We start from the raw sequence: 22,174 nt of genomic DNA, 5'->3' as shown, positions 1-22,174 counted from the left end.
CACTGAGTCAGTCAGTCTCTTGACCGATATAGCTTACTGTGTCCCGTACCCAGTTCGCGCCGATATGAGGGATGTACCTGTATATCAATTGGACTATATTTAAATTACCCTTTGATTTATAGTACTTTTGTGCAGATGAAAATTATCACGTTATGGTGGTAGTGCATGAATTACGATGTAAAACCTTTGACTCATTACGACCTAAATTAGGCAGTACGATCCATAAACTGGACGCTTTGTGTAACTTGAGCCGATAGGGCTGGCGGGGGGCTAAATCTCTACAGTTATGCACCGAATCCATTAGGCTGGATCGATCCTCTTGGTTTAACCTGCAAGTTAACAAACCAGTAGTTTAAGAATAAGCTTAAATGAATTAGAAATCAGACCGCCGCAGGTGGTAATCGGGGAATTACTGGCGTTGTATCACAGAATGATGCTTTCAGATTAGGGGAAGCATTTGTAGGTCCTAATTATAGGTTATGTCCAGTGGTAAGGGACTTGTGCCAGAAGATGGTTTGAGAACATTCAGATTCCCTGCTGATAAAAGGGGATTTGATCGTGTTAACGGTCGTCCATGGTCGAAGACTGGAAAGCAAGTGAATTTTGAAACCAAAAATGGGGATGGTGATGTTATTGCCAATGTTCATTTAGACGTGGAGAATTTTCGGCCATGAAAAAAATAAACCACAACTTATTTTATACGATATGTCTTCAACAATGTTCGATCCACTTAGTGAGTGGGAGCCTGCTTCTCTTGAAGATACATATGTGGCTGTTGATTTATGCCTTGGGATGAATGATGGTGAAAAAGGAAGCAACTATTTCTATGTGAAAGTTGCCACTCCAGAAGCCTTGAGAAAGCGATCAAAGAATTTTCTCATATCTGATAACAGAGTTATTGTAATTGATTATTATATACTTAGGAAAGTAATCGAAAATATTCTAAAAAAATGTACAAGAGAAAATTGGGAAGAATCTTGTCTTGTATTACAACGCTATTTTTCATGGGAATATGAAGATTATCATTACGAAAAATAGATAGTTAATTTTGTGAGAGATTAGTAGTAATATAAAGCCGGGAAAGAAATTAACTCTTCCCGGTTTTTTTATTAACCCCCGTTCAGTCCACTAAACCAGCACATCCTTCACCCCCCTTAACCACCCGTTTAGCCTGATAAAGCTGTTCGCGCAGCTCCTGCACCTCGTTACCGTCCGCCATTAGCACAATACACCCGTCCGAAATCTTCACCGTCACGCCGCTCCCCGGTCTCAAATCCCGCTTCTTCCTGGCAGTCGCCGCTGGGGATTTGTGAGTAACAGGTGGTCATGCAGGTTTCGCTGTTGATGTGGCGGACGCTGGCGCCGGAGGTATTCATATTTGCTGACTAAATAAATTCTTAATTCTCCGCCGGATGCTGGCTGATTGTGGAGCTCAGGGTGAGTGAGTATGGGCGCGACATCCTGGCACCGCGCCCCCCCTCTCCCCGGCCAGTGATGAGCAACCGGCTACCGGGGCCGTATTTTGACGATGAAACGGGCCTGCATTAAAATCTGTTCAGATATTATGCACCGGAGTGTGGCAGGTTCGTCAGTCAGGCCCGACAGGGCTGAAAGGGGGATTAAATCCTTACCACTATCCGTTGAATCCCGTCATAGATATAGATTCGCTGGGATTGTTTACATGTGAAATATGTAGTCGCATGATAGATGAGACTAATAATAGTCTGGATAGTCTTCCATTTAATCCGGCAAAAATGTTAACGGCTAGTTTAAATATAGCTAATTCTGCAAGATTGCACACAAGTGGGGTAGCCAAACTCGGGATAGGTATTGCTGCTGATGGATTTATTACATTGTCTCCAGTGGGCAATGTTTCTCTGGCAGGGGGGAATATCACATTAGCAACTGCTTCATATAACAGGGCAAATTTATGATTATCAGAATCACTTAATGAAACCGACAAGGATAGGTGCTGCAAAAATTTATTAGGTGTATTGCCTTATAGTGAACAGTTTGACGATCCAGATGAGCCATCAATTAGCGATGTGTATAAAGAGAAATTCCATAACATGATGGATTCTCCAATGAATTTAATCAAAGAGATAGGGACATTGATGTTTGATGAATATGATTAATAAAATATCCATGTTGATCTTTATTATTGGAAGTATAATCGCGATAATTTGGATATTATATGCCACTTTATCGAAAAGAGGGATGTTTAGAGATAATCTTAAAAAAATAATCAAGATAATATGTGATTTATTTTGGGGGATAGGCTGATAACTCTGAGTAAAGAATATCAGAGACTGTACATGAAATTATTAATCATTCGTTGAATAAAAGCTGGGAAATCATTATAGGCGGATAACCGCATCACGAAAGATATGTAGTAACTGTACCGGTATGACTGTTACGGGAGGCTGACGCCGGAGCAGATGGCGGGACAACTGGAGCCGGAGTACACACCCCAAAGGAAAGAGAGGTTTGTGCGTATTATTCATTGTGTGATCATAGCGGTACAGGTACTTCTGCTGGTTTGTTATTCACACTATCAACCCTGATGCTGATTTATCACCAGGAATATCAGAGTCTGGAGGGGATTCTTATGGGGCACTTCTTGCGGGAGTGGCTTATACAGATGCTCGTAATAAAAATGATAGTTATAAATATACAAAAGGTGTGAGTATGGGACCCGGATTTGGAGACTGGGGGGAACTCACATGCTCCCGGCATTCGAGGTGTCTATCGGAGATTTTCGATCTGATGGATAAGGAATATGATTGGTTATCAGGTGAATTCAAGTGAAAAGAAATAGATTTTTTCTATCGTTACTATTTATGGTGTTGATTGTGTTGTTCGTTATTCTATTTTTTACATGGTTAGGTAGAGAGAATATTAAAAATGATAGCGCTATTCGAGAAGTTGCGAAAGAAGAAGTTGATAAGCTTTTTTCTCTTTATAATAAAGGGGAGTATGCTGAGATATATGATTTGTCATGTGACTCTTTCAAAAATGCCACTGCGAGAAAAGATTTTTTAACAGTTATGGGAACTAAAATGAAAATACTCGGTGAATTTAAAGGGCGAAAACTTCAATATAGTAATGTCATTAATTCAAAATCCGTGGAGTTATATTATAGAGTGGACTATATTAACTATTCTTTAATTGAAGAGTTTAACTATATTAAAAATGATGGATAAAAAATATGCTTGCAAGCAATGTTTACGGATGATGCGGGGAAACATGGGGAGGTAATAAAATTACATTAACGTGTGATAACTCCAGTTAGAACCTATCCCAATGCGATGAAGAATTGGGGCTGTATTATAACTAGCACCGTTCTATAATCCGGGACTGGGAAGGTATATTACGCAGATCCAATAGGGCTGAAAGGGGGATGGAACCGATATCATTCTCCGCTGAATCCTATTACAGATAGTGATCCTCTTGGCCTTATTACTTGTGGTGCTGATAGAGGTGATTCTGGCAAGTTATTAAGATGAAAAATGGTTGAAAATAATTGCATTAGTGAATGCTTATTTACGTCTTTACCTACAAAAAGTAACGGATTTGCCTTCTGGAATTGTGTTAACGAATGCAAATAAAATCAAGGCTGTTGATGTTTTTACTACAGGAATAAGTATGGTTAACGATAAGGATACAGCTATATTAATTAGTGATTTAATGTTGAGATTCGGTAAGGAGCTTGATGAATCTGTTGCTGTTGTTCAGTCCCGTTGTGATGAGGATGAATTTAAGGTATATCGAGAAGCGGTTGGTTTGATCATGGGTGAAATGCTTATTAAAATAATGAATCCATTATATGAAAAACATCCCGAAATAAAACCAAAAGGATTGAAATAAAACATCTGGAACCGGAGGAATAATGTGTAAAAGCCGGAGGGGTTATCTTTTTCCGGCTTTTTATTATCAATTACTCATTAACTCCTGTTCCATTCTTTTACGTTTAATCACCGGAATATCTCCGGTATTGTTCAGCGCCCCGGAAATGTTTTTAACCATTGTTCTGCATTCCGTTTATTAATGCGGGTTACGCCCATCCCTTCAATACAGCCAAAGAGTCCGCGGGTATGCTGCGGCGTGATCACGATGCAATCCCTCATTACCCGCACCTTGACGGGCATCCCGTTAATAAACCCCGCCTGCGGCATCCATTCACCGTACAAACGAACTGAAAGTCTCTCAATGCGTGAGTATGTAAGTATCCCGCATAATCGAGCCATTCACATTTAGAGATCATCCGACATAATCAATCTGCCAACGCAGGAGATCGCTGTGCGTAAAGCCCGTTTTACTGCGCACCAGATCATCGCTGTGATTAGATCAGTCGAATCCGGACGGACTGTTAAAGATGTCTACCGGGAGGCCGGTATTTCTGAAGCCACCAGGGACAACTGGAAGTCTGGATACGGCGGCAGGGATACGCGTGGAATCACAAAAGGCTCCACCGTATATACTGTCTACTCAAGCTGAATTTTCGCCGTAAGGGTAAACAACGGCTGCCGGTACGCAATCCCTCGCCACTGGTCACGCCGGAAGCGCTGAACCAGAGCTGGTCTGTGGGCGTCGTTTTCGCACGTTCAATGTTGTTGATGACTGTAATCGTGAAGCGTTGTCGGTTGAAATCGATCTGAATCTGCCAGCTCTGCGAGTGGTTCGTGTACTCGACAGGATTACAGCAACCGCGGTTATCCGGCCATGCTGCGTATGGATAAGGGACCGGAATTTATCTCGCTGGCACTGGCTGAATGGGCAAAGAAACATGCAGTAAAGCTGGCGTTTATCCAGCCGGGTAAGCCGAAGAAAAACGTTTTCATCGCGCGCTTTAACCGGACATACCGTACAGAAATACTCAATTCTTATCTGTTCAGAACGCTGAATGAGGTGCGGGAAATTACGGATAAAGGGTTATCAGAATATAACTGCGAACGTTCACATGAATCGCGGAACAATATGATGCCGGAGGAATACCGCCAATAACGTTATCTGGCCGGAATCTTAAAAATGCATGGAACTAAAACGGGTCTATTTACGGGGGCACCTGCGATGAATTTCGCTGCACTGAAAAGCGATACCGGATGAGAGCTGCTTCAAATTAATGTGCCATGTTCACGGGGAGGTGGTGCGACGTTTGCATAATCCAGCAAGAACTGAAAGGAAGGGGAGAGCTTTTTCATGCCTGTATAATCAGTCTGGCCTGTGTCAGTCAGCTCTTAGTGTTGAGACTCTCGTTGGAGCGTTATAATTGCTTTTCCGTTTCGGAAAACAAGATTTTCCATTAAAGATCTTCCCTGCGAGGAAAAGTTAACTAATAATCTTACCTTCGAGTTAGGAGATGTATGTTTAAATATAAACAATGTTGCAACGATGCCTGATAATTATCCTCTCTTCGAAGATAAGTTTCCCACACCCAGTGTGGTGGGTGTCATTGTAATGTTATCACTTGAATGTAAATGAAGGTGGAGTTCCGATGAAAAACGTAAAAGATTTAATTATCGCAAGCACATTGAGCATTATGGCTGCTAGTTGTTATGCTGGCTCGCTCGTGCCGAATACAAGCACTGGCGTGTCGGCGGATGTAAACTTCAGCAATCCTGGACAACTACAAGCACAGCTTACTCCAGTGTCTGGCTTGGTGGCAGGGCCTCATAAGGGTGATGAGGTTATTGCTGCGCTTTCGGTAAGCGGTTCGAGCAAACAATACGTGGTAACGGGAGATTATTCTAAACCTGAAACAGTGGGCAACAACAGCGATGTGTGGACGGTAACTGGTAAAAGTGGTAATACCATTAAAGTTACCTTTGGGGGGGTAGCCTGTGCCAATAAAGGTTCATTAGTGGATGGTGCTTCGCATAAGTGGTGGGTATATAACATGACAGATAAAATCGCTGTGAAATTGTCTGGATCACAAACGGTAAAGGCTGATACTTATCCAGTGACGCTACACATAGCGGAGTATCAAGCTTAATAGTAAACAACTTTTATTGCGCCTTATTAAGGCGCAATAAATATCAAGTCATACATTTTTTTATAAATTGTAATATGAAAATTATTAGTTTTGGTGTAATGGCGGCTGTTTTATTCGTCTCTAATTCTATAACTCCTCCAGTGTATGCCTCTGAGCAGAAATTAAATTTAAACACTAAATCATTCAGCGTGAAGCTGGGGGCTACACGGGTGATTTATCACGCTGGTACAGCTGGAGCCACGCTCTCGGTGAGCAACCCGCAGAATTACCCTATTTTGGTTCAGTCTTCAGTCAAAGCAGCAGACAAAAGTTCGCCTGCTCCCTTTTTGGTGATGCCGCCTCTATTTCGTTTAGAAGCGAACCAGCAGAGTCAACTGCGTATTGTCCGTACTGGTGGTGACATGCCAACGGATCGTGAGACTTTACAGTGGGTCTGTGTAAAGGCGGTACCACCCGAAAATGAACCGTCGGATACACAGGCTAAGGGCGCGACCCTTGACCTCAATTTGTCCATTAACGTCTGTGATAAGCTGATTTTCCGCCCGGATGCCGTGAAGGGGACGCCGGAAGATGTTGCAGGAAATTTAAGATGGGTGGAGACGGGCAACAAACTTAAGGTGGAGAACCCCACCCCGTTTTACATGAATTTAGCCTCCGTCACAGTAGGGGGAAAGCCCATTACAGGGCTTGAGTATATCCCCCCTTTTGCTGACAAAACACTAAATATGCCAGGTAGTGCCCATGGTGATATCGAGTGGAGAGTTATTACAGACTTTGGTGGTGAAAGTCATCCGTTCCACTACGTCCTTAAATAAATCCAGGGGCTTAGCGGCAGAATATGAAGTTCAAACAACCTGCCTTGCTACTGTTTATCGCGGGAGTGGTTCACTGCGCAAATGCGCACACTTACACATTCGATGCATCAATGTTGGGCGATGCAGCGAAAGGGGTTGATATGTCGCTCTTTAACCAGGGGGTACAACAGCCAGGGACTTATCGAGTGGACGTAATGGTGAATGGTAAACGTGTCGACACCCGTGATGTGGTGTTCAAATTAGAAAAGGATGGGCAAGGAACGCCTTTTCTGGCTTCTTGTTTGACGGTCAGTCAGCTTTCACGCTACGGCGTAAAAACGGAAGATTACCCTCAGTTGTGGAAAGCAGCAAAGACCCCAGATGAGTGTGCGGATCTGACCGTCATTCCACAGGCTAAAGCGGTACTGGATATCAATAATCAGCAACTGCAACTGAGTATTCCGCAGTTGGCGTTGCGTCCGGAATTTAAGGGGATCGCTCCTGAAGATCTCTGGGATGATGGTATTCCGGCGTTTCTGATGAACTACAGTGCGAGGACAACGCAGACGGATTACAAAATGGATATGGAGAGGCGTGACAACTCTTCCTGGGTACAACTGCAACCGGGAATCAATATAGGTGCGTGGCGTGTCCGCAATGCGACCAGCTGGCAGCGGAGTAGTCAACTGTCGGGGAAGTGGCAGGCAGCATATACCTATGCTGAGCGTGGACTGTACTCACTAAAAAGTCGTCTGACTCTGGGGCAAAAGACTTCGCAGGGGGAGATATTTGATAGTGTGCCATTTACCGGTGTGATGTTGGCATCGGATGACAACATGGTGCCCTACTGTGAGCGGCAGTTTGCTCCGGTAGTGCGTGGGATTGCCCGCACGCAGGCTCGGGTGGAGGTCAAACAAAATGGTTACACCATTTACAACACCACCGTGGCGCCCGGACCGTTTGCACTGCGGGATCTGTCGGTAACAGACAGTAGTGGTGATCTGCATGTCACCGTGTGGGAGGCCGATGGCAGTACACAAATGTTTGTGGTGCCGTATCAGACCCCGGCGATAGCACTGCACCAGGGATATTTGAAGTACAGCCTGTTGGCGGGCCGATACCGATCGTCAGACTCTGCAACGGATAAGGCGCAGATCGCGCAGGCTACGTTGATGTATGGTCTGCCGTGGAATCTCACTGCATATGGCGGTATACAGAGTGCAACGCACTATCAAGCTGCATCGCTTGGTTTGGGGGTATCTCTCGGGCGGTGGGGGAGTTTATCTGTCGATGGAAGCGACACACACAGTCAGCGTCAGGGGGAAGCGGTACAGCAAGGAGCCTCCTGGCGACTGCGTTACAGCAACCAGCTGACTGCGACGGGAACAAATTTTTCTCTGACGAGATGGCAGTATGCCTCGCAGGGCTATAACACCCTATCCGATGTGCTCGACAGTTATCGACATGATGGCAACCGTCTATGGTCGTGGCGGGAAAATTTGCAGCCGAGCTCGCGTACCACCCTGATGTTGAGTCAGTCATGGGGGAGGCATTTGGGCAATCTGAGTTTAACCGGTTCCCGTACCGACTGGCGTAATCGCCCCGGTCATGATGACAGCTACGGACTGAGTTGGGGAACCTCTATTGGAGGGGGCTCGCTGTCATTGAACTGGAATCAAAACAGAACGCTGTGGCGCAATGGCGCGCACCGTAAAGAGAACATAACCAGCCTGTGGTTCAGTATGTCATTAAGCCGCTGGACGGGGAATAATGTAAGTGCCAGTTGGCAGATGACTTCACCATCACACGGTGGTCAGACGCAACAAGTGGGGGTCAACGGAGAGGCATTCAGTCAGCAACTGGATTGGGAGGTGCGTCAGAGTTACCGTGCCGATGCCCCGCCAGGTGGTGGTAATAACAGCGCATTGCACTTGGCATGGAATGGGGGTTACGGCCTGTTAGGTGGTGACTATAGCTACAGCCGGGCGATGCGCCAGATGGGAGTCAATATCGCGGGAGGTATAGTTATCCACCATCATGGTGTGACGCTGGGGCAACCTTTGCAAGGCTCAGTGGCGCTGGTTGAAGCGCCAGGGGCCTCGGGGGTGCCAGTTGGCGGCTGGCCTGGCGTTAAGACGGATTTTCGTGGCGACACCACAGTGGGCAACCTGAGCGTCTATCAGGAGAATACAGTCAGCCTCGATCCATCGCGACTACCGGATGACGCAGAGGTCACACAAACCGATGTGCGCGTGGTGCCAACCGAAGGGGCGGTGGTGGAAGCGAAGTTTCACACTCGCATCGGGGCCAGGGCACTGATGACGCTGAAACGGGAAGATGGTAGCGCCATTCCTTTCGGGGCGCAGGTTACAGTCAATGGACAGGATGGCAGTGCTGCTCTGGTGGATACTGATAGCCAGGTTTATCTCACTGGTCTGGCGGATAAGGGCGAACTGACGGTGAAATGGGGAGCACAGCAATGTCGGGTTAACTACCAGCTACCTGCCCACAAGGGAATCGCGGGCTTGTATCAAATGAGCGGTCTCTGCAGATAGCCGATTCTGAAGGAGAGAACAATGTGGATGAAAATACAGCGAATGAAAACGGTTATCTATAGCGTAACCTTACTGGTCGCTGCCAGTAGCTTGATGCCGATAGCGAACGCCGCAGAAAAACTTCAGACAACGCTACGTGTAGGGGCTTACTTTCGGGCTGGGCACGTGCCAGATGGGATGGTGCTTGCGCAAGGCTGGGTGACTTATCACGGCAGTCACAGCGGGTTTCGGGTATGGAGCGATGAGCAAAAGGCGGGTAACACGCCTACCGTATTGCTGCTGAGCGGGCAACAGGATCCTCGCCATCACATTCAGGTTCGCCTGGAGGGCGAGGGGTGGCAACCAGATACGGTGAGTGGTCGTGGCGCCATTTTAAGAACCGCTGCAGATAACGCCAGTTTTAGTGTGGTCGTTGATGGCAATCAGGAAGTGCCTGCGGACACTTGGACGCTAGATTTTAAGGCCTGTGCATTGGCGCAGGAGGATACGTAGCCGTCTGTTCCACTCATACTTCCTGTATCAGTGAATAAGGCGAATACTGTATATCAGGTTCGAGGATGTATTGAAAATTTACTCAAGGCAAATATGGTTAGCAATCTTCATTGCAGAAAAATCAATTGCTGATTGATTTTAAAATCTGAAATTCATCTTTTTTTGTAGGGAGAGGAATATTATGTTTCGTAAAATAATTTAACGGACACTGATGCCTTTATTATTTTCTGTTTTGTGGATTTGTTTGATTCACTCTTTTGTGAGCGGGGCTTTATAAGCCCTTAGTATAAGGTTTGTTTATCTGTCAGGTATTCATATGTGATATTTAAGATTTTATGTTTAGGGGGCTTTTTCTTGTCCCCTCAGGCGTAAAAATAATTTATTTTTTACATAAAGGAATAAAGCATATGTCTTATGCACGACATTTACCGGTATTAATGTATCACCATGTCAGTGATAAACCCGGACAGATAACCTTATCTCCCTGTACGTTCCGGGCGCAGATGAAATGGCTGGCTGAATCTGGCTGGAAAACCGTTACCGCTGCAGAGGTGGAAGCTTTTTATCATGGTGCAAGATTGCCTCGTAAAAGCGTCATGCTGACCTTTGATGGCGGCTGGCTGGATAACTGGTTGCAGGTTTTTCCGGTGCTGCAGGAGTTTAATCTGCATGCGCATCTCTTTCTTGTGACCAGTTTGATCAGTGACGGACCGGTCCGTATTCCTGCAGGCGAACCGGTGTACTCTCATGATGAGTGTCAGAAGCTGGTTAAACAAGGCCGGGCTGATGAGGTCATGCTGCGCTGGTCAGAGGTCCGGGAGATGCACCTCAGTGGCCTTGTTGAGTTTCACTCGCACACGCACACCCACCGACGCTGGGACCAGAAACCTGTGTCCCGTAATCCGTCGGATTTGCTTCGTGTCGATATTCTTCTTAGTCGTAAGCGGATGAGGGAGATGCTGGGTTACTGCAGTCAGCATCTGTGCTGGCCTGAGGGCTGGTATTGTTCTGACTATATTCATGTGGCTGAAGAGCTGGGGTTCACATACCTGTATACCACAGAAAGGCGTATGAACAATCCAGTCATCGGTTCACAGCGTATTGGTCGTATCAACACAAAGGAGCGAAAGAATGTGGGCTGGCTGAAACGTCGTCTGTTTTATCACACCACGCCCGGATTTTCTTCGCTGCTGGCCCGGCATAAGGAGGCACGTCGGATAGCTGACTGAGCCGGAGACCAGGATGAAAGTGCTGCATACCGAATCCTCCCCCATCATCGGCGGGCAGGGGTTGTAGGCTATATCCCAAATGATGGTGCTGATTTTGAGCAGAAATAAGATAACACCGGAGGCCGTGATAGACCCGGTTGCGCAGAATCTGGAGGCAGCAGGTCACTGGCGCAGGGCTTCTACCCGCTGGCTTTTGGTCATGGGAGATTTTGAATGTACAGAGGCCCAGCGGGAGTGGTTGTTGTTGCGCCGGAATTATTGCCTTGCGCAGATATCTTCCCCTGGCGCCAGTAAAGCTGGATATCAGCGACGTGACGAAATGAGAGGAGCCTGCACATAGGTTTATGTTTTGAGTAAGCGTCTTATTTAAACCGTCTGTTCTGTTTCCTCCACTTTCACAAATAATGTCGAACCGGGTGGGGGGGACTTAAGTAAGAATAATCTGGCGATGTTTTGCTTGTTTCCACGGGATACTTTGTTAGGTGAACGATGCAATTAATGCGCTCCAGACTGCGTCACAGAAAAGGAGAATGCCTTTGCAGAACGGGCGCATGACAATGAACCACTTTATTATTGGTATCTGGTTCGGCGACAACCTTGACGATCACTTCTGAGATAGGGTATTTACACTGAGTGGTAAACAGGTTCAATTAGTAACCGGAGATGGATGCAAAATCATGATCGATTCAGATGCTATTTTGCAGCCAATAGATTTTTTATTATGATGATATCAAGGACATTGAGGCACACAATGACGCATCAGTAAGTCGTTGATAGCTCCTTTAATATAAGAATTTCTTTTATCAACGGAAGATAATGATGGAACTGATCAATAATCGTGGTATGCGAGACTGGATGATATTTATTAAAGTGGCGGAAGTAGGGAATCTTTCCCGGGCTGCGCGGGAATTAGATATTAGCATTTCTGCTGTCAGTAAATCGCTTAGCCGCCTTGAGAATTCTATTGAGGTTACTTTACTTCGGCGCGATTCACATCACTTAGAACTGACTGGAGCTGGTCAGACAGCCTATGCAAGCATGAAAAGGATAACATCTTCCTTTCAGTCCTTGCTGGATGAATTGCGAAATCCGGATAAAATTATCAGAGGGAGTATAAAATTTTCGGCTCCGGCTATTGTCTGTGAGTTTCTTGCCAATAAGTGGATATGGGAATTTACAGCTAGCTATCCGGATACAAAAATCTACCTGGATTCACGAGAGCGTAGCGATTTTTTTAGTAAATCCCTGGAGTTTGATGAGCTGGTTTTTAAAAGTGGCATAATCGAAAGTGAGGATCTCGTGTATCGAAAGATAAGCCCTTTAAAGTTGGTTCTTTGTGCGAGTCCGAAATATATCAGAAAATATGGCAGGATCTCACATCCTGGCGATTTGGAAAATCACATTATTGTGGGTCTTCACAACCATGGTCTTTCCGGACCTCTTACTCTTTTCCGTCAGGATGAATCATACACTATTAGTGGCGCTGTTAATGTTCATTTATCTTCCAATAATCTTTTGAGTGTTCTTAATTTGGTTTTAGAAGGAAAGGGTATCAACCTCATGACTCCGGCCTGGCTTGCCACCAAATACTTAAAAAATAATGAACTTGAAATTATACTTCCTGAATGGAGGGTTCCAGATCTCCCCATTTATCTTGTATGGCGTCATCGTCAGTATTATTCTCCTTTATTTCAACGCTTTCTGTCTTTTATTGAAGATAAATGGAATAATCGCCCACAAATTGATTTTCTGAATGATGATTAACCCGTTTGGAATGGTTTTGATACGTTCCTGACTTAAACCCACATGATGACTGAATTGAGGCATCGAGATATGCGACTGGTCACCCAGTCGTCTTTTGACGATGCCCAATACAAAACATGATGCCGACTGACGGAAATGATAATACCCGGAAACAGGACGGGGCTGTTTTTGGGCAGCCGGAAGTTAAGCCCATACCAGAAACGTTGCAGTGTACTGAAAAATGGCGCCAGGTTGCACCTGTTCAACGATTTTCTGAAGGCGCAGGAGTATTCATTACTGATATCCTCCATTGCGCCTTCGGGAACCCACAGGACCAGCTATTTTACCGATAGTGTTTAAAAGGCGTAAGTAATGCCGAGCATGAAGTCATTGGAGGCAGCCTTTGTGTCTGCATCATAAGCGGTATGTTCATCACCAGCATAGTGATTTTTTGAAATGCTTACTTTGCCAGCATTAATGTATTTATAACTGGCGTCAATCATAATATTATCTGTTACAGCATATTTTGCACCGATACCTGCGCCCCAGGCAAAGTTATTTTTTGAAGCAGACAGAGTTTCATTAATACCAAAACCAACAGGAATGGTGTTATTACTTAGCTTCACATGAGCGAGGCCAACGCCTGCGCTGATATAGGGAGTAAATGCCGTACTATTGTGAAAATCATAATAGCCATTAACCATGTAAGTGGTCATTCGGACCTGATTTTTTACATTTATGTGTACTGGATCACCAAATGCAATAATATCCTGCCCGCCTTTAGCATCCGTCTCACCTCTGAAAGTGGTATCCAGTTCTAAACGTACTGGAAGCTGGAATGGATCATAAAAGTCATAACCGATAGCAACCCCGCCGCCAAAAACGCCTTTGGTACGGTCAGGTAACGTTGCATGACCATTAACTATCTCATCCTGGCTGAAGGTTGAGTTGATTCCATAGACATTGACTACGGATGTCCCCGCTTTCCCGGTGATATAGATCCCTTCTTTTGCTGATGCAGTAGCGGACCAGGCTACCACAAGGGGAATGATGCAGACTGCGAAAAAGTTTTTCATTTCAGAACCTGCCTTAATATTGGGCTAAAAGACAAGTTTCACGGTATAGGGTGTGATATAACGATTACATAAACGAAGCCCAAAAAACGGTCTATTGTAACGCTGGGTTTTCTGTAAGCGGGTAAAAAATGAGATGAAGATTTTAAATAACAATACGATAATCGTCGGTATGGAAATCCATCTCCTCGCCAAATTGCCCCACGTACGGTTTCACTTCTACGTTATGTAACGGGTAGTGTGAGATGGAGCGATGCTGTAAGAAAAAGATGAAGATGAATTTGTACCCGACCTGGATAAAGCCCGTTATCCCGGAATAACGGGCAAAAATATTTACTCAAGTGCCTGGGCGAGATCTTGTTGTACCTGTTGACGCTGTTCTGGTGTTAAGACTTTGCTTAAATCAAAATAATATTTAACCCGATAATAGCGAGCCTGTTGTTCTATGTTACTGAAGGCTGCAAGCTGCTGTTTTACGGCGGCGTCATCCCATTTACCGGATTTAATCACCTCTATCAGCGCACCGTCTTTAATTCCCTTCATAGAAATCTGACTGACGTCGGTTTCCAGTTGTTGGTGAAGTTTTTTGATCCGGGTAATCTGATCGTTTGTTAGCTTCAGATGCTGGACAATAGGATCTTGGGCGGGCAGGGGAGGATTGGGGACAGCGGTGGCGAAAGCGCCAAAAGAAACGCCCGCCAGAGTCGCTGCCAGTAAAGTTGTGCGTACAAAGTTTTTCATGAAGATATCCTGATAAGGGAGTGATTAACCGTTTTTATTACCCACGAATGGCGAGCAATTATCTTAGAGCCTATCCCATTAGGGCTATTTTACTTGCCATTTTGGACCTGGGCAGTGCTCGCCAAAACGCGTTAGCGTTTTGAACGCCGCTAGCGGCGGCCCGAAGGGCGAGCGTAGCGAGTCAAACCTCACGTACTACGTGTACGCTCCGGTTTTTGCGCGCTGTCCGTGTCCAAACTGGCTGCGCCAATAACGCCTGGTGGGATAGGCTCTTAGTCAGAATACGTTGCCTGCCACATTACGCCACGCGAATTTGTTTTACGGAGAGTTACGGAGTGAAACAATCCCGCCGCGGTTAGCGGCAGGTTGCTTACAAGGTGAATGGATCGGCATCGCGCCAGGCTGGAAATTTTTCGCGATAGTCCTGCAAGGCGACGAGAGAAAGATCGGCATCAATACGTGTCGCCTGGTGTGGTTCGGCGGTGGCGATAATATCACCCTGGGGATTAATGATCCGGCTATCGCCGCGATAATGTAACCCGTTGCCATCGGTGCCAACCCGGTTGCAGCCTGCGACATAAGCCTGATTTTCAATAGCGCGCGCCGTCAGTAATGTTTGCCAGTGTAGCGAGCGCGGCGCGGGCCAGTTCGCTACATACAGCGCCAGATCGTAATCATTGCGGTTGCGCGACCATATCGGAAAGCGCAGATCGTAACAGATCAGCGGCAGAATGCGCCAACCGCGCCACTGCACGATGATGCGTTTATCGCCTGCGGCATAATGTTGATGTTCATCCGCCATACGAAACAGATGGCGCTTATCATAGAGATGAACCTTGCCTTCCGGTTCAACCAGTAAGAAGCGATTTACGGCGCCGCGCTCAGTTTGTAGCGCCGCGCTGCCGGCAATCAGAGCGTCAGTTTGTCGGGCTTTGGCCTGCATCCACGTAATCACGCTATCTTGCGAAAGTGAGTTATTAGCGGCCTCCATCGCAAAGCCGGTGGTAAACATTTCAGGCAGAACAATCACATCCCGGCCAGATACGAGCTCTAGCTGTCTGTCAAAATGACGCAGGTTTGCCGGGCCGTCCATCCAGACTAAAGGTTGTTGCAACAGAGTAATTTTCAAACCAGACACGATCGGAGCTCCTCATTGAACAGCGTCTTTACACTGTAGCATGAGCAATAATAAAAAAGCGGCAAGAAAAAGCCCCGCGAAAGCGGGGCAGGAAAGACACGAGACTGATTATGCGGCTTCGACTTTACGCACTTTCTCCGGCAGCTTTACCGGTTTGGTCGCCAGCGCTTCAGGTTCAAAATCATCAACGTTGATACTGCGCAGGCGGCTCTCTTCCGCTTTCGCCAGGATGGCGGCTTCATCTTTATCTATAAGCCCTTTCGCCAGCGCATTGCGCGCCAGTTCATCCAGACGAGTAAACGGCAGATTTTTACCCAGTTCTTTGCAGATGCGCTGGTGGATAGGGTCGGCAGCGATGACATCACGCAGCGCTTCTTCCAGTAAACCGACCGGATTATGTTCGGCGGGCGTCAGATACTGACCGCGCCCAATGCGTGAACGTGTGGCGTTCGGCACCTGTAGGATCTTCGCCACGGCGTGATCCAGCTTATCAGACGGCGCCAGATAATGACGGCCAGTCGGGAAGATCATCGCGGTGAGCAATCCGGCCACGACGCGGTTCGGGAAGTTCTGCAGCAGATCGTCCATCGCTTGTTCAGCACGATACAGCGCATCCTGTACGCCCCAGTGCACCAGCGGCAGGTCGGCTTCGTGGCGACCTTCGTCGTCGTAACGCTTCAGTACGGCTGAGGCCAGATAAAGCTGACTCAACACATCGCCCAGACGCGCGGAGATACGCTCGCGGCGTTTCAGGCTGCCGCCCAGTACCGCCATTGACACGTCAGACAGCAGCGCCAGGTTTGCGCTCAGTCGGTTCAGATGCTGGTAATAACGCTTCGTGGCGTCGCCGGTTGGCGTATGGCTCGTTAATCCGCGGGTCAGGCCAAGCCAGAAACTGCGGACGGTATTGCTGCCGACATGGCCGATATGTTTAAACAACAGCTTATCAAAGGCATTCACATCATTATTCTGCGCTGCGGCCATCTCTTCCAGTACATAAGGATGGCAGCGAATGGCGCCCTGACCAAAGATCATCATGCTACGGGTCAGGATATTCGCGCCTTCCACGGTGATCGCGATAGGCGCGCCCTGGTAAGCACGCGCCAGGAAGTTGCTCTCGCCCAGCATAATGCCTTTACCCCCAGTGATATCCATCGCGTCGATAATGGACTGCTGGCCGCGGTGGGTGCAGTGGTACTTCACGATAGCCGACAGTACCGCCGGTTTTTCACCCAGCATAATGCCATAGGTGATTAACGATGCGGCGGCATCCATCACATAAGCGTTACCTGCAATACGCGCCAGCGGTTCCTCAATACCTTCCATCTTGCCGATAGATATTTTGAACTGACGACGAATGTGAGCATAGGCGCCGGTTGCCAGCGCGACGGATTTCACCCCGCCAGTGGAGTTGGACGGCAGGGTAATACCGCGTCCTACCGACAAACATTCCACCAGCATACGCCAGCCTTGTCCGGCCATTTTGGGGCCGCCGATAATATAATCAATAGGCACGAAAATATCGTTACCGCGGGTTGGACCATTCTGGAACGGAACGTTAAGCGGGAAGTGACGACGACCAATTTCCACACCCGGCGTTGAGGTGGGGATCAGGGCACAGGTAATACCCAGCTCTTCTTCTCCGCCTAACAATCTATCCGGATCGGAAAGCTTAAACGCCAGGCCCAACACGGTAGCTATCGGTGCCAGCGTAATGTAACGCTTGTTCCAGGTCAGGCGCATACCCAGCACCTGCTGGCCCTGCCATTCGCCCATGCAAACCACGCCGGTATCCGGAATGGCGCCTGCATCAGAACCTGCTTCCGGGCTGGTCAGCGCAAAGCAGGGGATCTCCTGGCCGCGCGCCAGTCGCGGCAGATAGTGATTCTTCTGCTCTTCCGTACCATAGTGCTGCAACAACTCGCCAGGGCCGAGTGAGTTTGGAACGCCGACGGTGATAGCCAGAATCCCGGAGACGCCGGACAGTTTTTGCAGTACACGGGACTGCGCATAAGCGGAGAACTCCAGTCCGCCGTACTCTTTTTTAATGATCATCGCAAAAAAACGATGCTCTTTCAGATAAGCCCACAGTTCCGGCGGCAGATCCGCCAGTTCATGGGTAATCTGGAAATCGTTCGCCATCCGGCACGCTTCTTCTACCGGGCCGTCGAGAAACGCTTGCTCTTCGGCAGTGAGTTGCGGTTGCGGATAGTTGTGCAGTTTTTTCCAGTCAGGCTTGCCCTGGAACAGATCGCCTTCCCACCAGGTTGTACCGGCATCAATCGCTTCTTTCTCAGTGCGCGACATCGGCGGCATGACCTTACGGAAGCCGCGGAACACCGGTGCGGAAATCATTGATTTTCGCATCGGTGTGAGGTTAAACGGCACGAGGATAATGGCCAGAGGAACCAACAGCCAGATGGACCACAGGCCAGCGACGCCAAGTGCGGCGGTCCAGGCGAGCAGAATCAGGCTGCTGAGAAATAAACTCACGCGGTGATAGAACAATGCGCCGAGCAGAACAACCGTAGCGATAATACTCAAAATCATCATAACGAAAAGCTCCCTTGCTTGTAGGAGGTCTGACCACTTGTGATGATTAGGTTGTAGTGGATGTAAAATCTTTTAGCAATGTGTTTACAAAATAATTACAACAAAGCTCACATTGTTGCCGTTTTTGGGGGCACGAAAAATCAAAAGCGTGAGGCGTTAATTCGGCTTATGCTTCTCGCCTGTACTGCTATCCGGTACACTGCATACTGTCATTTACATTCATGCTGAAGGATATCCTCATGTACCAGGATCTTATTCGTAACGAACTGAACGAAGCGGCGGAAACGCTGGCTAATTTTTTAAAAGATGACGCCAATATTCACGCCATTCAGCGCGCGGCGGTCCTGTTGGCTGACAGTTTTAAAGCGGGTGGTAAGGTACTTTCCTGCGGTAACGGCGGCTCCCATTGCGATGCGATGCACTTTGCTGAAGAGCTGACAGGTCGTTATCGTGAAAATCGTCCGGGCTACCCGGCAATTGCGATTTCTGATGTTAGCCATATATCCTGCGTCAGTAATGATTTTGGCTATGACTATATTTTCTCTCGTTACGTTGAGGCGGTAGGGCGCGAAGGCGATGTCCTGTTAGGGATCTCGACGTCGGGTAACTCTGGTAACGTGATTAAAGCGATTGCCGCGGCCCGTGAAAAAGGCATGAAAGTGATTACGTTGACCGGCAAAGACGGCGGCAAAATGGCGGGAACGGCGGATATTGAAATTCGCGTACCGCACTTCGGTTATGCCGATCGTATTCAGGAGATTCATATCAAAGTAATTCATATCCTGATTCAGTTGATCGAAAAAGAGATGGTTAAATAACTATACCCGTCATACTTCAAGCTGCAGGTGCGTTGGTTGCGCTCAGAAACCCCAGTCACATAGTTATCTATGTGACTGGGGTTTTCCTCCCTTACCGCCTTCCTGCAACTCGAATTATTTAGGGTATAGCATATTGTTTTCTTTGATATTTTGAGATTTGATTGGCTGTAAAAATTACGCCTTCCCGCTTAAGGCGTTTGTGGAGGTGATGTATGTGCGAACTGCTTGGGATGAGCGCCAATGTGCCGACGGATATCTGCTTTAGCTTCACCGGACTGGTGCAGCGTGGCGGCGGAACCGGGCCGCATAAAGACGGCTGGGGAATTACCTTTTACGAAGGAAAGGGCTGTCGCACGTTTAAAGATCCGCAACCGAGCTACCATTCGCCGATTGCGAAACTGGTACAGAATTACCCGATCAAGTCCTGCTCGGTTATCGCCCATATCCGTCAGGCTAATCGCGGTGAAGTGGCGCTGGAAAATACACACCCTTTTACCCGGGAATTATGGGGACGCAACTGGACTTATGCTCATAACGGTCAGCTCAACGGTTATAAGTCGCTGGAAACCGGTAATTTTCGTCCGGTGGGGGAAACCGACAGCGAAAAAGCGTTTTGCTGGCTATTGCATAAATTAACGCAGCGTTATCCCCGCACGCCGGGCAACATGACGGCGGTATTTAAATATATTGCGACACTGGCGACGGTATTACGTGAAAAAGGCGTTTTTAACATGCTGCTGTCAGATGGGCGATATGTGATGGCGTTTTGCTCAACCCATTTGCACTGGATCACTCGCCGGGCGCCGTTTGGCGTAGCCACGCTGGTGGATCAGGATATGGAAATTGATTTCAGTTCACAGACCACGCCAAATGACGTGGTTACCGTGATTGCTACCCAGCCGCTAACGGGGAATGAAACCTGGCAAAAGATTATGCCAGGCGAATGGGCGTTATTTTGCCTCGGAGAGCGTATAATTTGAGGCCAGCTGTGGCTGAACGACTTCGTGACTCAACGGTTTGCTCACGACGTAACGCCCATCAACGATAGAAACAGTTGGCGGCTTATGCGTTTGTTCAAAATAATCGTAGCCGGGTTTTAGCTGCGCCCAGAAATCTTTGTAATATGAATATTTATGACGCTGCATATTGGCGTCGGTCATCCGGAACGGATAAATACTCACCTGCACGCTCGGCTGACCAAAGACCAGCGCGGCGGTGACAAACTGGAAAATCTCATCAATGCCGCTGTCGGTCATGGCATAGCAGCCGACGGAAACACAGGCGCCGTGAATCATCAGATATTTACCATCATAGCCATGCGCGCGATCGTAGGCATTTGGAAAACCAATGTTGATGGCCTTATAAAAACGGCTGTCTGGCTTGAGTTGATTGCGCTGAACGCTGTAAAACCCTTCCGGACTTTTAAAATCGCCCTGACGGCGTTTCGGGCCTAACCCGCCGGAATAGTTGCAAATTTTGTAGCTATCAAGCAACTGGTATTGCTCACCCATTTTGACGTAGAGATCAAGGGTGCGCTCTTCTTTAAAAATCTGAATATAGACCGGTGAGCCCATTAACTGCTGCTTATACTCTTTACTGACCGGCGTGACGGGGCTGCTGCTGCTCAGCAAACCGGCAAATGAGACGCACGGCATCAGAAGCATCGCAAGAAAAAATGCGATTTTACGCATACTGCTTGTTCCTTGATAAAACGGTTACACACGCCAGAACGGCAAAAGAGTCCCCAAATCGGAGTAATCTGGATTTGGAGCGCTCACATTAGCACCACGGCAGTTTTTCGCAAGTCCCCGTGTGTACGTTTACAATTTTCCCGCCGCTTTCGTCGTCATACCTTCGAATATGTCGCATTTTTAACGCGAATGTCTCTTTGCGCGCAATAAAACATACTGTACACTTAAACAGTATTGTGGGGGCGAGCGATGCGCAAAATCATACATGTTGATATGGACTGTTTTTTTGCCGCGGTAGAGATGCGTGATAATCCGGCGTTACGCGATATTCCCATTGCCATTGGCGGGAGTCGTGAGCGAAGAGGCGTTATCAGTACCGCCAACTATCCTGCGCGCCAGTTTGGCGTACGTAGCGCGATGCCGACCGCCATGGCGCTAAAGCTGTGCCCCCATCTCACCCTATTGCCTGGCCGCTTTGACGCCTATAAAGAGGCTTCGCGGCATGTACGTGACATCTTTTCCCGCTACACTTCACTGATTGAACCGCTCTCGCTGGATGAAGCCTGGCTGGATGTGACTGACAGCCCGCACTGTTATGGATCGGCAACTCTGATCGCCAGGGAGATTCGTCAGACTATTTTCAATGAACTGCAACTCACCGCCTCCGCTGGCGTTGCGCCAGTGAAATTTCTGGCGAAGATCGCCTCCGATCTCAATAAACCGAACGGACAATATGTTATTACGCCAGCCGATGTACCCGACTTTCTTAAAACGTTGCCGTTAGCCAAAATTCCAGGCGTGGGGAAAGTTTCCGCCGCCAAACTGGAAAATATGGGGTTAAGAACCTGCGGGGATATTCAACAGTGCGATCTGGCGATGCTTCTCAAACGCTTTGGTAAATTTGGCCGGGTATTATGGGAGCGTAGTCAGGGTATTGACGAGCGTGATGTTAACAGCGAAAGGCTGCGTAAATCGGTAGGCGTTGAGCGTACTCTGGCGGAGGATATTCATGAGTGGTCGGACTGCGAGGCCATTATTGAATATTTATATCCGGAACTGGAGCGTCGTCTGGCTATAGTAAAGCCCGATTTACTGATTGCCCGACAGGGCGTTAAATTAAAATTTAATGATTTTCAGCAAACCACTCAGGAACATGTCTGGCCGCAATTAAATAAAGAAGACTTAATTACCACCGCCCGTAAAACCTGGAACGAGCGTCGCGGCGAGCGCGGCGTACGGCTGGTGGGGTTACACGTAACGCTGCTCGACCCTCAACTGGAACGACAGTTGGTGTTAGGGTTATAAGTCAGGCTATTAAGATTTTATCACTATTACGATTGCGCCATCTAAATTTC

General features: G+C 47.6%; 22 protein-coding genes and 4 pseudogenes. 19 read left to right on the top strand and 7 right to left on the bottom strand.

What is annotated here, in order from left to right; all coding sequences use genetic code 11:
- Window positions 1-717: 717 nt before the first annotated feature.
- A complete protein-coding gene (locus tag ACLJTG_RS12355; RefSeq protein ID WP_223201872.1) occupies window positions 718-1,038 on the top strand; it encodes an Imm8 family immunity protein in 321 nt (106 codons plus the stop codon).
- A gap of 82 nt (window positions 1,039-1,120) precedes the next feature.
- Here ACLJTG_RS12355 and ACLJTG_RS12350 read toward each other — a convergent pair whose 3' ends face one another.
- A complete protein-coding gene (locus ACLJTG_RS12350) occupies window positions 1,121-1,249 on the bottom strand; it encodes a hypothetical protein (RefSeq protein ID WP_023209683.1) in 129 nt (42 codons plus the stop codon).
- Between the two features lie 254 nt (window positions 1,250-1,503).
- On the opposite strand from ACLJTG_RS12350, the pseudogene ACLJTG_RS12345 reads away from it, so the two are divergent.
- The 5 genes and pseudogenes from ACLJTG_RS12345 to ACLJTG_RS12325 all read left to right on the top strand — a co-directional run.
- A pseudogene (locus ACLJTG_RS12345) lies at window positions 1,504-1,676 on the top strand (RHS repeat-associated core domain-containing protein); the annotation flags it as partial.
- A gap of 24 nt (window positions 1,677-1,700) precedes the next feature.
- Window positions 1,701-1,934, top strand: coding sequence for a hypothetical protein (locus ACLJTG_RS12340; RefSeq protein WP_124084119.1), 234 nt, complete (start codon window positions 1,701-1,703; stop codon window positions 1,932-1,934).
- An 870-nt stretch (window positions 1,935-2,804) separates the two neighbouring features.
- On the top strand, window positions 2,805-3,203 hold the full coding sequence (locus ACLJTG_RS12335) for a hypothetical protein (RefSeq protein WP_000828181.1): 399 nt from the start codon (window positions 2,805-2,807) through the stop codon (window positions 3,201-3,203).
- A gap of 98 nt (window positions 3,204-3,301) precedes the next feature.
- A pseudogene (locus tag ACLJTG_RS12330) lies at window positions 3,302-3,458 on the top strand (RHS repeat-associated core domain-containing protein); the annotation flags it as partial.
- A gap of 130 nt (window positions 3,459-3,588) precedes the next feature.
- Complete coding sequence (locus tag ACLJTG_RS12325; RefSeq protein WP_077677834.1) at window positions 3,589-3,867, top strand: hypothetical protein; 279 nt, start codon at window positions 3,589-3,591, stop codon at window positions 3,865-3,867.
- A 131-nt stretch (window positions 3,868-3,998) separates the two neighbouring features.
- Here the strand turns inward: ACLJTG_RS12325 and ACLJTG_RS12320 are convergent, their stop codons facing one another.
- On the bottom strand, window positions 3,999-4,247 hold the full coding sequence (locus ACLJTG_RS12320) for a SymE family type I addiction module toxin (RefSeq protein WP_001746936.1): 249 nt from the start codon (window positions 4,245-4,247) through the stop codon (window positions 3,999-4,001).
- A 52-nt stretch (window positions 4,248-4,299) separates the two neighbouring features.
- Here ACLJTG_RS12320 and ACLJTG_RS12315 point away from each other — a divergent pair, with 52 nt between their 5' ends.
- The 10 genes and pseudogenes from ACLJTG_RS12315 to ACLJTG_RS12270 all read left to right on the top strand — a co-directional run bounded on the left by ACLJTG_RS12315 (window position 4,300) and on the right by ACLJTG_RS12270 (window position 13,158).
- Window positions 4,300-4,497 (top strand): transposase, encoded by a 198-nt coding sequence (locus tag ACLJTG_RS12315; protein ID WP_001746935.1) that lies wholly within the window; start codon window positions 4,300-4,302, stop codon window positions 4,495-4,497.
- Window positions 4,431-5,004 (top strand): annotated as a pseudogene (locus ACLJTG_RS12310) (integrase core domain-containing protein); the annotation flags it as partial. The gene ACLJTG_RS12315 and the pseudogene ACLJTG_RS12310, both read left to right, overlap by 67 nt.
- Window positions 5,005-5,494: 490 nt before the next feature.
- Complete coding sequence (locus tag ACLJTG_RS12305) at window positions 5,495-5,992, top strand: Saf-pilin pilus formation protein SafA (protein ID WP_410958990.1); 498 nt, start codon at window positions 5,495-5,497, stop codon at window positions 5,990-5,992.
- Window positions 5,993-6,066: 74 nt separating this feature from the next.
- On the top strand, window positions 6,067-6,807 hold the full coding sequence (gene safB / locus ACLJTG_RS12300; protein ID WP_000691918.1) for a pili assembly chaperone SafB: 741 nt from the start codon (window positions 6,067-6,069) through the stop codon (window positions 6,805-6,807).
- Between the two features lie 23 nt (window positions 6,808-6,830).
- The gene (locus ACLJTG_RS12295; RefSeq protein WP_198898203.1) at window positions 6,831-9,341 is read left to right on the top strand and encodes a fimbrial biogenesis outer membrane usher protein; all 2,511 of its coding nucleotides are present in this window, start codon (window positions 6,831-6,833) and stop codon (window positions 9,339-9,341) included.
- A 21-nt stretch (window positions 9,342-9,362) separates the two neighbouring features.
- A complete protein-coding gene (gene afaD / locus ACLJTG_RS12290; protein ID WP_047585179.1) occupies window positions 9,363-9,833 on the top strand; it encodes an AfaD family invasin in 471 nt (156 codons plus the stop codon).
- Between the two features lie 407 nt (window positions 9,834-10,240).
- Complete coding sequence (locus tag ACLJTG_RS12285) at window positions 10,241-11,062, top strand: polysaccharide deacetylase family protein (RefSeq protein WP_020999974.1); 822 nt, start codon at window positions 10,241-10,243, stop codon at window positions 11,060-11,062.
- An 82-nt stretch (window positions 11,063-11,144) separates the two neighbouring features.
- Window positions 11,145-11,382, top strand: a pseudogene (locus ACLJTG_RS12280) (PerC family transcriptional regulator); the annotation flags it as partial.
- A 496-nt stretch (window positions 11,383-11,878) separates the two neighbouring features.
- On the top strand, window positions 11,879-12,826 hold the full coding sequence (locus ACLJTG_RS12275; protein WP_000970302.1) for a LysR family transcriptional regulator: 948 nt from the start codon (window positions 11,879-11,881) through the stop codon (window positions 12,824-12,826).
- A gap of 116 nt (window positions 12,827-12,942) precedes the next feature.
- On the top strand, window positions 12,943-13,158 hold the full coding sequence (locus ACLJTG_RS12270; protein ID WP_001575654.1) for a hypothetical protein: 216 nt from the start codon (window positions 12,943-12,945) through the stop codon (window positions 13,156-13,158).
- A gap of 3 nt (window positions 13,159-13,161) precedes the next feature.
- On the opposite strand, the gene pagN is transcribed toward ACLJTG_RS12270, so the two are convergent.
- The 4 genes from pagN to fadE form a co-directional block, all read right to left on the bottom strand.
- Window positions 13,162-13,881, bottom strand: a complete 720-nt coding sequence (gene pagN / locus ACLJTG_RS12265; RefSeq protein WP_000787603.1) for an adhesin/invasin protein PagN — start codon at window positions 13,879-13,881, stop codon at window positions 13,162-13,164.
- Window positions 13,882-14,211: 330 nt separating this feature from the next.
- A complete protein-coding gene (locus ACLJTG_RS12260) occupies window positions 14,212-14,619 on the bottom strand; it encodes a Spy/CpxP family protein refolding chaperone (RefSeq protein WP_000788200.1) in 408 nt (135 codons plus the stop codon).
- A gap of 370 nt (window positions 14,620-14,989) precedes the next feature.
- Entirely contained in the window at window positions 14,990-15,757 is a 768-nt protein-coding gene (locus ACLJTG_RS12255) for an amidohydrolase (protein ID WP_000015789.1), read from the bottom strand.
- A 108-nt stretch (window positions 15,758-15,865) separates the two neighbouring features.
- Window positions 15,866-18,310 carry an acyl-CoA dehydrogenase FadE gene (gene fadE, locus ACLJTG_RS12250; protein ID WP_000973041.1) on the bottom strand — a complete coding sequence of 815 codons (2,445 nt, stop codon included), beginning with the start codon at window positions 18,308-18,310 and terminating at the stop codon, window positions 15,866-15,868.
- 239 nt (window positions 18,311-18,549) lie between these two features.
- On the opposite strand from fadE, the gene lpcA reads away from it, so the two are divergent.
- Together lpcA and ACLJTG_RS12240 are read left to right on the top strand one after the other, a co-directional pair.
- Window positions 18,550-19,128, top strand: a complete 579-nt coding sequence (gene lpcA, locus ACLJTG_RS12245; RefSeq protein ID WP_000284051.1) for a D-sedoheptulose 7-phosphate isomerase — start codon at window positions 18,550-18,552, stop codon at window positions 19,126-19,128.
- A 212-nt stretch (window positions 19,129-19,340) separates the two neighbouring features.
- A complete protein-coding gene (locus ACLJTG_RS12240; RefSeq protein ID WP_000333387.1) occupies window positions 19,341-20,108 on the top strand; it encodes a class II glutamine amidotransferase in 768 nt (255 codons plus the stop codon).
- Here the strand turns inward: ACLJTG_RS12240 and dpaA are convergent.
- Window positions 20,079-20,819, bottom strand: coding sequence for a peptidoglycan meso-diaminopimelic acid protein amidase (dpaA, locus tag ACLJTG_RS12235; RefSeq protein WP_001225658.1), 741 nt, complete (start codon window positions 20,817-20,819; stop codon window positions 20,079-20,081). The genes ACLJTG_RS12240 and dpaA overlap by 30 nt on opposite strands.
- A 249-nt stretch (window positions 20,820-21,068) precedes the next feature.
- Here dpaA and dinB point away from each other — a divergent pair, with 249 nt between their 5' ends.
- Window positions 21,069-22,124: a DNA polymerase IV gene (dinB, locus tag ACLJTG_RS12230; protein WP_001226201.1), complete on the top strand. Its 1,056-nt coding sequence runs from the start codon at window positions 21,069-21,071 to the stop codon at window positions 22,122-22,124.
- Window positions 22,125-22,174 lie beyond the last annotated feature (50 nt).

The sequence above is a fragment of the Salmonella sp. SAL00672 genome (assembly GCF_046552175.1).
Classification (GTDB): Bacteria; Pseudomonadota; Gammaproteobacteria; order Enterobacterales; family Enterobacteriaceae; genus Salmonella; species Salmonella enterica.
This window is presented reverse-complemented; position numbering and strand designations above follow the sequence as displayed.